Below are 13,611 nucleotides of genomic sequence, written 5' to 3'. Positions count from 1 at the left end.
CATCGCAGCCAGTTGCAAGCAGTGCAGCCCTGAAGAGCTGGAGGGAGCATCCCTGCCCACTGTGGGCAGGGGACATCTGCCAAGGACTTGCTAACTGCACCCAGTGCGGCCCCTGCTTTATCGCTGAGCGGTCCATGCCGACCCAAAGTGCTTGGTGCCATCCACCCCTTGCATCCATCCCTTTCGAGGAATCGGACGACCCCGATCAGCCTCGATACGCTCTGAGCAATGCGAATGCATCTGCTTACAGCCCGCATCCAGAGCACGTGTGCGCGGGAATTGATAGCGGCCTTTGATTCCCGAAGCCGGTCGCGGGATACTTCAGGCTTCGAAAACTCACCGAGAACAACAACTATGCAAGGCCATCCCGAAGTCGTCGACTACCTCAAGGACCTGCTTCGCGGCGAACTCGCGGCGCGCGACCAGTATTTCGCCCACTCGCGCATCTATGAAGACCAGGGGTTCAGCAAGCTCTTCACGCGCCTGGACCACGAGATGCAGGAAGAAACCCAGCACGCCGACGCACTGCTGCGCCGCATCCTGATGCTGGGCGGCCGCCCCGACATGCGCCCCAAGGAGTTCACGCCCGGCGAGACCGTGCCCGAGATGCTGCGCAAGGACCTGGACACCGAATACGAAGTCCGTGCCGCTTTGCAGCAAGGCGTGGCCCTGTGCGAGCAGCACCGCGACTATGTGAGCCGCGACATCCTGCTGGCCCAGTTGCACGATACCGAGGAAGATCACGCCTACTGGCTGGAAAAGCAGCTGGGGCTGATCGACAAGGTCGGACTGCAGAACTATCTGCAAAGCCAGACCTGAGCCCCGGCAGCGCAGTTGCGGAGCAATACTGAGGCCGTCCTTGAAAGACGGCCTTTTTCATGGACTTGAGACAAGCCCAGAAACCATAGTCACCACCAATGGCGGCGCAGCGGCCTTCTTCCGGGTTGCCGGTCTTGCAAGGCTCGCCCTGACCCATCTTCTGGAGCGAGGCTCCAACAAAATTCACGCCGTTGTGGCATCGCATTGACTCGTTGAAAAACGACAAGTCAGAGCCCTGCGGGCGGCTCGGCCGTCAGCGGATGTCATACGGGGCTGCCGCTGCTCGCCTCCAACCGGGCACGCGCTGCGGCTGCCAGCAGGAGCTGGCGACGCCAATGCCAATGCCAATGCCAATGCCTATGTCGGACAGGCCCCTGCACCCGGGCCTGCCCTGCACGCCCCATCCTCAGCGGATTGCCGCTGCGGGCGTGACCTGAACCTTCATGCTGCGCACGATGGCCGCCAGCACCACGCCATAGGCGGGAACAAACAGCAGCAGACTCACCCCCAGCTTGATGACATAGTCGACCATGGCGATTTCCACCCAGTTGGCCGCCATGAAGGCATCGGAGCTATGCCAGAAGGCGATCGAGAAAAAGGCTGCGGTGTCCAGCACCTGGCCGAACACCGACGCAGCCGCCGGAGCCAGCCACCAGGAATGGCTTTTCTGGCGGATGCGGTCGAAGACCTGAATGTCCAGCAACTGGCCCAGCACATAGGCGGCAAAGCTGGCCAGGGCAATGCGGAACACAAAGCCGTTGAAGCTTTGCAGCGCCTCCCAGCCATTGAAACGGCCCTCGTGGAACAGCACACCCACCACATAGGACACCACCAGCGCGGGCAGCATGGCACGCATGATGACGCGCCGCGCCGCAGTCTTGCCGATCAGGCGCACCGTCAGATCGGTGGCCAGAAAGATGAACGGAAAGCTGAAGGCGCCCCAGGTGCTGTGAAAGCCCAGCAGCGTAATGGGCAGTTGCACCAGGTAGTTGCTGGCGATGACCAGGGCGATATGGAACGCCACGAGTACGGAGAGGTAAAACGGCACGCGCGACGCTTGCGTCTGCACGGCATGAGCGGATGTCATGACAGTCCTTTTTGGTCGATGGGGGCGAGGGAACCCATGGTTGCGAAGAGTGCGCCAGCGCGGCGCAACCGTGAATTTTAAGCGGTACGGAATTATCTCTGCCTCACCCGGCCCGCTTATCCGCCCGGGCGCATGGCGGATATAACAAAAAGCATAGCTTGTAGCGCTTACCAATCATTGTTTTCAGCAATGAATCTTCCTGCTTTCAATGATTGGCAGGCGCTAGCCGCTATTCTTTTTGTATCACTCAAAGCACGAGCTGCGCCTCCTGCCGGGCCGCATGGCGCGAGGCACGCAGCCCTGCCCACTGCAGATCGGCCAGCACCAGCACCACGACGGCCTGCGCCGCCACCCAGGCCAGGCCCCAGGCACTGAGCGCCGGCCCGAAGGCAAACACCCATACCGCGCAGCCCATCGCCCAGCCCAGATTGCCAAGGGCCACCAGACCGATCAGCGTGCGCGGCAAGGGCTCGCGACGCGCCATCCAGGCGGCGGCCGATGCATAGGCCAGCAGGAAGAGACCCGTTCCCGTCAGCAGCAAGGCTGGCAGACCTGTCAGATCTGCCAGCGGCTGCGTGACAGCCAGTTGCAGCGCGCCCGTGGCGGCGCAGGAGGCCGTATCGGCCCACATCACATGGCGCAGAAACCGTGGAGAAGCAAAAATGGACATGGAAAACTCCTGTTCTGAGAGCAAGTTCTTGCGGCCGGCCCTGTGTCGGCTGCTGGGGTCCATGATTGCCATCCGCGCGCACAGCGTCGATAACCTCGCAGGTCATGGCTGCCTATGCGGCCTGCCACTACGATGCGGCCATGACCTCCAGCACCGCCCCCTCTTCTTTTCATGCCGCTCATGAGCCTCCCGGCGCACGCGCACCGTTCGGCGACCACCTGCGCCACTGGCGCCAGCACCGCCGGCTGAGCCAGCAAGGGCTGGCACTGGAGGCCGAGATCTCGACACGCCACCTGAGCTATGTGGAAACAGGCCGCGCCCAACCCAGCCGCGAGATGGTGCTGCGCCTGGCCGAGCGCCTGTCGGTGCCGCTGCGCGAGCGCAATGCACTACTGGTAGCGGCAGGTTTTGCCCCCATGTACCAGGCCCGCCCGCTGAACCACCCCGATCTGGCGGCCGCGCGCCAGGCCGTCGAGCTGGTGCTCAAGGGGCACGAGCCCAACCCGGCGCTGGCCGTGGACAGACACTGGAGCCTGGTGGCCGCCAATGCCGTCGTGCCGCTGCTGCTGGACGGCGTGGCCCCCTGGCTGCTGGAGCCGCCCGTGAATGTGCTGCGCCTGAGCCTGCACCCCGAGGGGCTGGGAGCGCGCCTGGTCAATGCCGGCCAATGGCGCGCCCATCTGCTGCATCGCCTGCAGCAGCAGATCGCCGCCACGGCAGACAGCGAGCTGCAGAGGCTTCATGACGAGCTCGCAGCCTACCCGTTCGCCGAGGACAAGGGCTCCCCGCCGCCCAGCCCCATCGCCGTCCCCTTTGAACTGCACACCGATCTGGGCACACTGAGCTTCATCAGCACCATCACCATCTTCGGCACGCCCGTGGACGTGACGCTGCAGGAGCTGGCCGTCGAATCCTTCTTCCCGGCGAATGCCGAGACCCAGGCGGCGCTGCTGCAGTTGCAGCAGCGCCGCCGAGCCGCCTGAAAAGCAAAAGCCCGCAAGACTTGCATCCTGCGGGCTTTTTTAGCAAGGCCCCTGAAGGCCTTGATTCTGGTGCCTAGACGCTTAGATCTTGGCGGCCACTTCAGCGTACTCGGCGATTTCGTTGAAGTTCATGTAGCGGTAGACGGAGGCCTTGTCGGCATCGATCACGCCCATTTCCTTCAGGTACTCTTCCTTGGAAGGCAGGTAACCCAGACGCGAAGCGATGGCTGCCAGCTCGGCCGAGCCCAGATACACATTGGTGTTCTTGCCCAGACGGTTGGGGAAGTTACGAGTGGAAGTCGAGATGACAGTCGCACCTTCACGCACTTGAGCCTGGTTACCCATGCACAGCGAGCAGCCGGGCATTTCGGTACGGGCACCGGCAGTACCAAAGGCAGAGTAGTGACCTTCCTTGATCAGCTCGTCCTGGTCCATCTTGGTGGGAGGAGCCACCCACAGCTTGACGGGGATGTCGCGCTGGCCGCCCAGCAGCTTGGCTGCGGCGCGGAAGTGACCGATATTGGTCATGCAGGAGCCGATGAAGGCTTCGTCGATCTTGGCACCGGCCACGTCCGACAAGGTCTTGGCGTCATCAGGATCGTTGGGGCAGCAGACGATGGGTTCCTTGATGTCGCTCATGTCGATCTCGATGACATGGGCGTACTCGGCGTTGGCGTCGGCTTCCAGCAGATCGGGCTTGGCCAGCCAGGCTTCGACCTTCTCGATGCGGCGCTGCAGCGTCTTGGCGTCGGCGTAACCGTCGGCGATCATGTTCTTCATCAGAACGACGTTCGAGGTCAGGTATTCCTTGACGGGCTCGGGGTTCAGCTTGATCGTGCAACCGGCAGCGGAACGTTCAGCGGACGCGTCGGACAACTCAAACGCTTGCTCGACCTTCAGGTTGGGCAGGCCTTCGATTTCCAGGATGCGACCCGAGAATTCGTTGATCTTGCCGGCCTTGGCCACGGTCAGCAGACCGGCCTTGATGGCGTACAGAGGAATCGCGTGCACCAGATCGCGCAGGGTCACGCCAGGCTGCATTTCACCCTTGAAGCGCACCAGGATCGATTCGGGCATGTCCAGAGGCATCACGCCGGTAGCGGCGCCGAAGGCCACCAGACCGGAGCCAGCGGGGAAGGAGATACCAATAGGGAAGCGGGTGTGCGAGTCACCGCCGGTACCGACGGTATCGGGCAGCAGCAGGCGGTTGAGCCAGCTGTGGATCACACCGTCGCCAGGACGCAGGGCCACGCCGCCGCGGTTGCTGATGAAGTTGGGCAGTTCGCGGTGAGTCTTCACGTCCACGGGCTTGGGGTAAGCCGCTGTGTGGCAGAAGGACTGCATCACCATGTCGGCGGAGAAGCCCAGGCAAGCCAGATCCTTGAGCTCGTCACGGGTCATGGGGCCGGTGGTGTCTTGCGAGCCAACGGTGGTCATGCGGGGTTCGCAGTAAGTACCGGGGCGCACGCCCTGGCCTTCTGGCAGACCCACGGCACGGCCAACCATCTTCTGAGCCAGCGTAAAGCCAGCGTTGGAAGCGGCAGGAGCCTGGGGCAGACGGAATTCGTTGGATGCGGGCAGACCCAGGGCTTCGCGAGCCTTGGCTGTCAGCGAGCGGCCGATGATCAGGTTGATACGGCCACCGGCTTGCACTTCATCCAGCAGCACATCGGACTTCAGTTGGAAGTCAGCGATCTTGGCGCCGTTCTTTTCGATCTTGCCAGCGTAGGGATAGACGTCGATCACGTCGCCCATTTCCAGCTTGGAGACATCGACTTCGATGGGCAGAGCGCCGGAGTCTTCTTGCGTGTTGAAGAAGATGGGAGCGATCTTGCCGCCCAGGGTCACACCACCAAAGCGCTTGTTAGGCACAAAGGGGATGTCCATGCCGGTAGCCCAGATGATGGAGTTGGTGGCGGACTTGCGGGATGACCCGGTACCGACCACGTCACCCACGTAGGCAACCAGGTGGCCCTTCTTCTTCAGGTCTTCGATGAACTGCATGGGGCCGCGCTTGCCGTCTTCTTCGGGCTTGAACGCCGCGTCGGGACGCGTGTTCTTGAGCATGGCCAGGTAGTGCAGAGGAATGTCGGGACGGCTCCAGGCGTCAGGAGCGGGCGACAGGTCGTCGGTGTTGGTCTCGCCAGGCACCTTGAAGACGGTGACGGTGATCTTTTCCTCGACCTTGGGACGCGAAGTGAACCACTCGGCATCGGCCCAGCTTTGCATCACTTCCTTGGCCTTGGCATTGCCGGCCTTGGCCTTGTCGGCCACGTCGTTGAAGAAGTCGAACATCAGCAATGTCTTCTTCAGCGCGTCGGCAGCCACGCCGGCCACTTCGGCATCGTCCAGCAGCTCGATCAGGGGGTGCACGTTGTAGCCACCCACCATGGTGCCCAGCAGCTCGGTGGCCTTGGCCTTGGAGATGAGACCCACCTTCAGGTCGCCGTGAGCCACGGCAGCCAGGAAGGAAGCCTTGACCTTGGCTGCATCATCCACACCCGGCGGCACGCGATGAGTCAGCAGATCCATCAGGAATGCGTCTTCACCGGCGGGTGGGTTCTTGATCAGCTCGATCAGGTCGGCGACCTGCTTGGCATCCAGAGGCAGCGGGGGGATGCCCAGTGCGGCGCGTTCTGCCACATGGTCACGGTAGGCTTTCAACATGGGTTCTCTCCAATGGTTTTTTGAAAAAGGCTGCGCGTGGAGCGCGAATTACAGGACTGGCGCATGTGCGATACGCCAGCCCTCAGCCTCGCCAGACTTATTTGCTGTCCAGCAGGCTGGGAGGTGGGTTCTTGCGGATGGCTTCGGCCACTTGCTGCTGCTCGGGGCTCATGCACTCATCCGCCAGACGCTGGCCGGCCTTCTGGTTCATCAGCATGGACTTGTTGGCGATCTGCAGCCACACGGCACCGGCAGCCTTGTCTTCCAGGCGCACGGTGCCCGTGGAAGTCTTGACCGGAGACATGTGGTACTTGAAGCCACGACCGTCCACGATGAAGTAGCCGGGGTTGGCAGCGTCGGCGTTCACGTTCACATAGGCACCCAGCTCACAGGCAATGCGGCCCTTGTGCACGCGTTCGGCCACGGCCAGCTCTTCCGTGCCCAGGGGGGAGGAAGCCGGGCCGGCCGCCACGACTGCGGCGGCACCCGCACCACCTGCAGCTACGGCAGCGGCAGCCTTGCCCTTCTTGGACGCAGTGGTTGCCTTCTTGGCAACGGGAGCCTTCTTGGCGGCATCAGCCTTGGCCTTGGGAGCGGTTTCTGCCACGGCAGAGTGGCTGATTGCGACCAGGGGGGCGGCAATCATCAAAGTGGCGATCAGGGTCTTCATAGGAATTAGCTCCTGCAGACTTGTTATGAGTTCAACGGATTGAGGCCGGGGCAAACCAGGGTTGAGCTTCAACCGGCAAGACCTGCCCCGTCTGGTGAGCGCGCTCCAGCAACTGCCAAAAATAGCGGTAGCTCGCGCGGTCGTGTAGTACACCACCAAAACTGATGGGCGCCCAATTCTGCACCTCTGCAGAGGTAAGTATTTGTGCCGCCTGCAGAACTTCGTCTTCGGCTGGCGCAAATGCACGCAAAATCGGGCGAATCTGGTCAGGATGAATGCTCCACATGCGTGTGTAGCCAAGCTCACGCGAGGCTTTTTGCGCACAAGCACCCAAAGCTTCAGGATTCTTGAATTCCGTAACCACGCAGTGCGAAGGCACCTTGCCGTGGGCATGGCAGGCTGCCGCGATCTCCAGCTTGGCGCGAACGACCAGCGGATGCTCGAACTGGCCCTGCGCCGTCATGGCGGACGCGGGGATGGCGCCGCCATGGGCCGAGACAAAATCCATCAGTCCGAAGGAGATGCTCTGCACGGCCGGATGTGCGGCGATGTCGAAGGCCTGCTGCACGGCAGCAGGAGACTCAATCAAGACATGCAGCGGCACACGCTTGTCTGTTGCGCGTTGCAGGGCTGCTTCGGCCTTGATGACGTCATCGACCGACTCCACCTTGGGAATCATGATGTGGCAGAGCTTGTCAGCAGCGCCGCCGGCAATGATGTCCATGTCTGCCTGGAAATGTGCATGCTCCACCGCATGCACCCGGGCCGCCACACGCGCGCCTTGAGCAGCGCCGTTCGCCAGCTCGACGACCAGACGCGCATGCCCGGCCTCCTGGCCGACAGGCGCTCCGTCCTCGCAGTCCAGCGTCACATCGAACACGCAGGTGCCGAACTCCTGCATCATCTCGGCCTGCAACTGCAGGCTTTTGCGCATGCGCGCTTCCACGCCGCTGTAGTGATCGCAGACGGGCAGACGCTGAGCGCCACCCTGGGCATCTAGCAGCACGGTGGCGGGGTGAACCAGTTCTTTCGTCATGACTTGCGCTGAGCCACCATGAAAAGTCGGGGGAAAGCCAGCAGACGCCTGCCGTCGGCTCGCTCCGGATAAGCCGCATCGATGCGGCTTTGATACTCGCTCAGATACTCGGCTTGCAGCTGCTGGGGCAAACCTTCCACGAAAGGCTTGAGGCCCGTGCTGCTGAGCCACTGCACAATCGCTGCGGCCGAGTCCATGGGGTGCTGGTAGATGGTGTGCCACACATCCACGCTCGCGGCCTCATTCATGGGAGCCGCCGGCTGGGGCGCTGCCAGCAGGTCGTAATAGACCCCTATGGGCAAAATCTCGGTACGCACCTTGCTCGCATCCCCGATGTGCGCGGCAAACCGGGGCAGCTGCGCGACTTCGCGCATGTTTCGGTGCGAGGGTTCCTGACGGTTGTCAGGCATCTGTATGGCCAGCACGCCACCGGGTGCCAGCAGCGAAAACAGACGGGGAATCAGGCTCTCATGCTCGCCCACCCACTGGATGGAGGCATTCGCATAGATCAAATCAGGTGCTGGCTCACCTTCAGCAGGTGCCCAGGAGGCAATATCACCGGCCTCGAACCTGGCCTGTGGCAACTGCTTTCGCGCAGTCTCCAGCATGGCTTCGGAATTGTCGACGCCGAGCACATCGGCGCCGGGAAAACGCTCCACCAGAAGTTCGGTGGAGTTGCCCGGCCCGCAGCCCAGATCCACGATGCGGAGGCTGCGAGCGGGTGAATGCAAGCTGGAAGGTACTCTTGCCAGCAGTTCTGCCGCAGGGCGCGTGCGCTCATTGGCAAAGCGCAGATACAGCGCAGGGTTCCAGTCTTGCATAGGTTTTGCGCTGATTACAGCAGGTGCTTGACGCCGTCTTGCTCGCCTTGCAGCTCAGCCAGAGTCTTGTTGATGCACTCTTGCGAGAAGGCATCGATTTCCAGACCTTCGACGATCTTGTATTCGCCGTCAGCCGTGGTGGTCACGGGGAAACCGAACACGATACCGGCGGGAATGCCGTACTCGCCGTTGGAAGGCACGCCCATGGTGACCCATTCGCCGTTGGAGCCCAGGGCCCAGTCACGCATGTGGTCGATGGCAGCGTTGGCAGCCGAAGCAGCCGACGACAGGCCGCGAGCAGCGATGATGGCGGCGCCGCGCTTGCCCACGGTGGGCAGGAACACGTTGGCATTCCATTCCTGGTCGTTGATGGCTTCCTTCACGGACTTGCCGTCCACGGTGGCGAAGCGGTAGTCGGCGTACATGGTGGGCGAGTGGTTGCCCCACACGGTCAGCTTGCGGATGTCGCCAACCTTGAAGCCGCCCTTGGCAGCCAACTGGGAAGCAGCGCGGTTGTGGTCCAGGCGCAGCATGGCGGTGAAGTTCTTGGCGGGCAGATCGGGAGCCGACTTCATGGCGATGTAGGCGTTGGTGTTGGCGGGGTTGCCTACCACCAGAACCTTGACATTGCGTGAAGCCACGGCGTTCAGAGCCTTGCCCTGGGCGGTGAAGATCTGGGCGTTGGCAGCCAGCAGGTCAGCACGTTCCATGCCGGGGCCACGGGGACGGGCGCCCACCAGCAAAGCGTAGTCGGTGTCCTTGAAGGCGGTCATGGGGTCTGCGTGGGCTTCGATGCCGGCCAGCAGGGGGAAGGCGCAGTCTTCCAGCTCCATGATCACGCCCTTCAGAGCGTTTTGAGCCTTTTCGTCGGGGATTTCCAGCAGTTGCAGAATAACGGGCTGATCTTTACCCAGCATTTCGCCGGAGGCGATGCGGAACAACAGGGCGTAACCGATTTGGCCAGCTGCGCCGGTAACGGCGACACGGACGGGCTTCTTGCTCATGGTGAAACTCCAAGATTGGAAAAAAGTGAGATGTTATGGGCGCCAAGTTGCACCAGCGTAACCACCAGTAGCGCAAGCTCCGCAAACATGCGGCAAGTGTACTGCTGAAATCAAAGCCCGGTCAATTTGTCTTATGTCTTATATAAGATATGATCTTCACTTAGCGACCATAGTCAAATCGACTGTTTTTTGTGCATCGCATCGCGGAGGCGATACCTTCAAAACCAACTATGCCCAGCCCCCAAAACACAGCCCCGGACAACAACGCCAGCCATAGCGGTGGTGCCGGCGTCTCCACCCCAGCCTTCAGCCCTCTGTACCAGCAGATCAAGGGCCTGATCCTGCAAAGCCTGGAAGCTGGCGAATGGCGCCCCGGAGAACTGATCCCCAGTGAAATGGAGCTGGCAGCCCGCTTCAAGGTCAGCCAGGGCACGGTGCGCAAGGCAATCGATGAACTGGCCGCCGAAAATCTGGTCATGCGCCGTCAGGGCAAGGGCACGTTTGTGGCCACTCACGCCGCCCAGCAGGTGCAGTACCGCTTCCTGAATCTGCGCCCCGATGCCGGCGACCTGCAGGGCGAAGGCCGCGCAGAGCGCCACATCCTCGAGTGCCGCCGCCTGCGCGCGCCCGCCGAAGTGGCCCGCGCCCTGGCCCTGCGCACCGGCGACGCCGTGATGCATGTGCGCCGCACCCTGTCCTTTGCCGCAATCCCGACCATTTTGGAGGACATCTGGCTGCCTGGCAACGCCTTCAAGGGGCTGACGGCCGAGCAGATGTCCAGCTACCAGGGCCCCACCTACGCCATGTTCGAGCTGGTCTATGGCGTGCGCATGGTGCGGGCCGACGAGAAAATTCGCGCCGTTCTGCCCGATGCCGAGCAAGCCCAGCTGCTGAACATCCCCAGCACCACGCCGCTGCTCAGCGTGGAGCGAACTGCTTACACCTACAACGATGTTCCCATGGAGTTACGGCGCGGCCTGTACCGCACCGACACCCATCATTACCGCAATGCTTTGAACTGAATCCCCCCGTAAAAGCGTTGATTGCAACAGAGCCCAATCATCTGCTATGCAAATTCGGCTAACGGATTCTGCTGCATTGCAATAGAATTTTGTGTCGCTTCGCACTAGCGATTACAACGCAGTTACATCCACGAAAGTACCCTGCCATGACAGAGCAAAAAGCAAAACAGCGGCCAGAGTTCCGCAATATCAACTTCTTCTCGGACCTACCGACCTATCGTCTGCCCCTGGCAGGCATCGTGTCCATCCTGCACCGCGTCAGCGGCCTGCTGATGGCGATCCTGCTGCCGTTCATCATCTGGATGTTCGACAACTCGATCTCGTCGGAAATTTCGTTTGATTCCTTCACGTCGGTATTCGCAGGTCCCTTTGGCTGGTTTGCCAAGCTCGTCTGCCTGGCACTGATCTGGGCCTATCTGCACCACTTCTGCGCAGGTGTCCGCCATCTGGTGATGGACGTGAACCACCATGCCGTGAACAAGCAGACCGGCAAGTCCACCGCCGCAGTCGTGCTGTGCATCAGCGTTGCCCTGACCGTGGTGCTTGGCGCCAAGCTGTTCGGCCTGTACTGATCAGCGTCCAGTCAATAACACCTCACGATAAGGAAACAACCATGTCCGTGAATTACGGCTCCAAGCGTACTGTTGTCGGTGCGCACTATGGCACCCGCGACTTTCTGGCCCAACGCTCTACTGCCGTCCTGATGGCTCTGTACACCGTTGTGCTGCTGGTGCGCTTTCTGACGGTCGGCGGCCCTGTGGGCTACGAGCAGTGGGCCGGCATTTTTGCTCCCCAGTGGATGAAGTTTCTGACCCTGGCCCTCTTCGTGGCTCTGGGCTGGCATGCCTGGATCGGCGTGCGTGACATCTGGATGGACTACGTCAAGCCTGTGGGCCTGCGCCTTGCACTGCAAGTGGTCACCATTGTCTGGCTGGTCGGCTGCATCGGCTGGGGCATCCAGGTTCTGTGGCGTCTCTGATTGAGACACAGTCTCCACGATTGAAGGTTAAGAATGAGCTACTCCAAAGCAAATATCACCAAGCGCAAGTTTGACGTCGTGATCGTCGGTGCCGGCGGCTCCGGCCTGCGCGCTGCGCTGGAACTGTCGCGCGCCGGTCTGTCCGTCGCCTCGCTGTCCAAGGTTTTCCCCACTCGCTCGCACACTGTGGCCGCCCAGGGCGGCGTGTCCGCTTCGCTGGGCAACATGAGCGAAGACAACTGGCACTATCACTTCTACGACACCATCAAGGGCTCCGACTGGCTGGGCGACCAGGACGCCATCGAGTTCATGTGCCGTGAAGCGCCGAACGTCGTGATCGAGCTCGAGCACTTCGGCATGCCTTTCGACCGCAATGCCGACGGCACCATCTACCAGCGTCCCTTCGGCGGCCACACCGCCAACTACGGCGAAAAGCCCGTGCAACGCGCCTGCGCAGCGGCCGACCGTACCGGTCACGCCATGCTGCACACGCTGTACCAGCAGAACGTCAAATCCAAGACCAACTTCTTCGTGGAGTGGATGGCGCTGGACCTGATCCGCAACACCCAGGGCGATGTGGTCGGCGTGACCGCACTGGAGCTGGAAACCGGCGATCTGTACGAGCTGCACGCCAAGGCCGTGCTGCTGGCTACCGGCGGTGCCGGCCGTATCTTCCAGGCGTCGACCAACGCCTTCATCAACACCGGTGACGGCCTGGGCATGGCTGCTCGCGCCGGCATTCCTCTGCAGGACATGGAGTTCTGGCAGTTCCACCCCACCGGCGTGGCCGGTGCCGGCGTGCTGCTGACCGAAGGCTGCCGCGGTGAAGGCGCCATTTTGCTCAACAGCGAAGGCGAGCGCTTCATGGAGCGTTACGCTCCCACGCTGAAGGATCTGGCACCACGTGACTTCGTGTCGCGTTCGATGGACCAGGAAATCAAGGAAGGTCGCGGCTGCGGTCCGAACAAGGACTACATCCTGATGAAGCTGGACCATCTGGGTGCCGAAACCATCCGCAAGCGTCTGCCTTCCGTGGAAGAAATCGGCCACAACTTCGCCAACGTGGACATCACCAAGGAACCCATCCCCGTGGTTCCCACCATCCACTACCAGATGGGCGGCATCCCGACCAACATCAACGGTCAGGTCGTGGTCTGGGACGGTCAGCAGAACAACGTGGTGGGCGGCCTCTACGCCGTGGGCGAATGCTCGTGCGTGTCCGTGCACGGCGCCAACCGCCTGGGCACCAACTCGCTGCTGGATCTGCTGGTCTTCGGCAAGTCTGCCGGCAAGCACATCGTGGAATTCGTCAACGGCTTCGGCGCTCACCACGAAGTGCCCGCCGACGGCGCCGAGCGCACCCTGGCGCGCCTCAACCAGCTGCAGGACTCCAAGGACGGCACCTACGCCCAGGACGTCGCCGGCGAGATCCGCCAATCCATGCAGACCCACGCTGGCGTGTTCCGCACGCAAAAGAGCATGGACGAAGGCGTGGAGAAGATCAACGCGATCCGCGACAAGGTCGGCTCCGTGACCCTGAAGGACAAGTCCATGGTGTGGAACACCGCCCGCATGGAAGCCCTGGAAGTGGACAACCTGATCGAAGTGGCGCAAGCCACCATGACCTCGGCCGCAGCCCGCAAGGAATGCCGTGGCGCACACACCGTGTACGACTACGAGCACCCTGCCGACCACGCCGAATTCCCGCTGGGCCGCAACGACAAGGAATGGCTCAAGCACACCCTGTGGGACAGCGCCACCAACAGCCTGTCCTACAAGCCTGTGAACCTCAAGCCCCTGACCGTTGCCAGCGTTCCTCCCAAGGTCCGCACGTTCTAATTCAGCAGCCCACG

General features: G+C 62.0%; 13 protein-coding genes. 6 read left to right on the top strand and 7 right to left on the bottom strand.

The genetic code is table 11. The annotated features are described in order from the left end of the window. Window positions 1-354: 354 nt before the first annotated feature. Entirely contained in the window at window positions 355-819 is a 465-nt protein-coding gene (bfr, locus tag QYQ99_RS20565; protein WP_302089793.1) for a bacterioferritin, read from the top strand. Window positions 820-1,225: 406 nt separating this feature from the next. Here bfr and QYQ99_RS20560 read toward each other — a convergent pair whose 3' ends face one another. Next, window positions 1,226-1,906 (bottom strand): 7-cyano-7-deazaguanine/7-aminomethyl-7-deazaguanine transporter, encoded by a 681-nt coding sequence (locus QYQ99_RS20560; protein ID WP_302089792.1) that lies wholly within the window; start codon window positions 1,904-1,906, stop codon window positions 1,226-1,228. A 247-nt stretch (window positions 1,907-2,153) separates the two neighbouring features. Next, window positions 2,154-2,576, bottom strand: a complete 423-nt coding sequence (locus QYQ99_RS20555) for a hypothetical protein (protein WP_302089791.1) — start codon at window positions 2,574-2,576, stop codon at window positions 2,154-2,156. Window positions 2,577-2,716: 140 nt separating this feature from the next. Between QYQ99_RS20555 and QYQ99_RS20550 the strand changes: the two genes are divergently transcribed. Further along, window positions 2,717-3,559, top strand: a complete 843-nt coding sequence (locus QYQ99_RS20550) for a helix-turn-helix domain-containing protein (protein ID WP_302089790.1) — start codon at window positions 2,717-2,719, stop codon at window positions 3,557-3,559. A gap of 81 nt (window positions 3,560-3,640) precedes the next feature. On the opposite strand, the gene acnB is transcribed toward QYQ99_RS20550, so the two are convergent. The 5 genes from acnB to QYQ99_RS20525 form a co-directional block, all read right to left on the bottom strand. Then, complete coding sequence (gene acnB / locus QYQ99_RS20545) at window positions 3,641-6,226, bottom strand: bifunctional aconitate hydratase 2/2-methylisocitrate dehydratase (RefSeq protein WP_034376518.1); 2,586 nt, start codon at window positions 6,224-6,226, stop codon at window positions 3,641-3,643. Between the two features lie 97 nt (window positions 6,227-6,323). Further along, window positions 6,324-6,896 carry a hypothetical protein gene (locus QYQ99_RS20540; RefSeq protein WP_302089789.1) on the bottom strand — a complete coding sequence of 191 codons (573 nt, stop codon included), beginning with the start codon at window positions 6,894-6,896 and terminating at the stop codon, window positions 6,324-6,326. A 31-nt stretch (window positions 6,897-6,927) separates the two neighbouring features. After that, window positions 6,928-7,932 carry an HpcH/HpaI aldolase/citrate lyase family protein gene (locus tag QYQ99_RS20535; protein ID WP_302089788.1) on the bottom strand — a complete coding sequence of 335 codons (1,005 nt, stop codon included), beginning with the start codon at window positions 7,930-7,932 and terminating at the stop codon, window positions 6,928-6,930. Next, window positions 7,929-8,753, bottom strand: coding sequence for a trans-aconitate 2-methyltransferase (gene tam, locus QYQ99_RS20530; RefSeq protein WP_302089787.1), 825 nt, complete (start codon window positions 8,751-8,753; stop codon window positions 7,929-7,931). Before tam ends, QYQ99_RS20535 begins: the two co-directional genes overlap by 4 nt. 14 nt (window positions 8,754-8,767) lie before the next feature. Further along, the gene (locus QYQ99_RS20525; protein WP_003053219.1) at window positions 8,768-9,757 is read right to left on the bottom strand and encodes a malate dehydrogenase; all 990 of its coding nucleotides are present in this window, start codon (window positions 9,755-9,757) and stop codon (window positions 8,768-8,770) included. A gap of 230 nt (window positions 9,758-9,987) precedes the next feature. Here QYQ99_RS20525 and QYQ99_RS20520 point away from each other — a divergent pair, with 230 nt between their 5' ends. From QYQ99_RS20520 to sdhA, 4 genes are all read left to right on the top strand, one after another. Beyond that, window positions 9,988-10,779: a GntR family transcriptional regulator gene (locus QYQ99_RS20520; RefSeq protein ID WP_302089786.1), complete on the top strand. Its 792-nt coding sequence runs from the start codon at window positions 9,988-9,990 to the stop codon at window positions 10,777-10,779. A 146-nt stretch (window positions 10,780-10,925) separates the two neighbouring features. Continuing rightward, window positions 10,926-11,351 carry a succinate dehydrogenase, cytochrome b556 subunit gene (sdhC, locus tag QYQ99_RS20515; protein WP_003063573.1) on the top strand — a complete coding sequence of 142 codons (426 nt, stop codon included), beginning with the start codon at window positions 10,926-10,928 and terminating at the stop codon, window positions 11,349-11,351. A gap of 41 nt (window positions 11,352-11,392) precedes the next feature. Continuing rightward, a complete protein-coding gene (gene sdhD / locus QYQ99_RS20510; RefSeq protein WP_003063575.1) occupies window positions 11,393-11,758 on the top strand; it encodes a succinate dehydrogenase, hydrophobic membrane anchor protein in 366 nt (121 codons plus the stop codon). 33 nt (window positions 11,759-11,791) lie between these two features. Further along, window positions 11,792-13,597, top strand: a complete 1,806-nt coding sequence (sdhA, locus tag QYQ99_RS20505; RefSeq protein WP_302089785.1) for a succinate dehydrogenase flavoprotein subunit — start codon at window positions 11,792-11,794, stop codon at window positions 13,595-13,597. The last annotated feature ends 14 nt before the right edge of the window (window positions 13,598-13,611 follow it).

Origin of the sequence: Comamonas testosteroni (assembly GCF_030505195.1) — a bacterium.
In the GTDB taxonomy this organism is placed as follows: domain Bacteria; phylum Pseudomonadota; class Gammaproteobacteria; order Burkholderiales; family Burkholderiaceae_C; genus Comamonas; species Comamonas testosteroni_G.
Note: the sequence above shows the minus strand (reverse complement) of the source record. Positions and strands in the feature narration are given on the sequence as shown.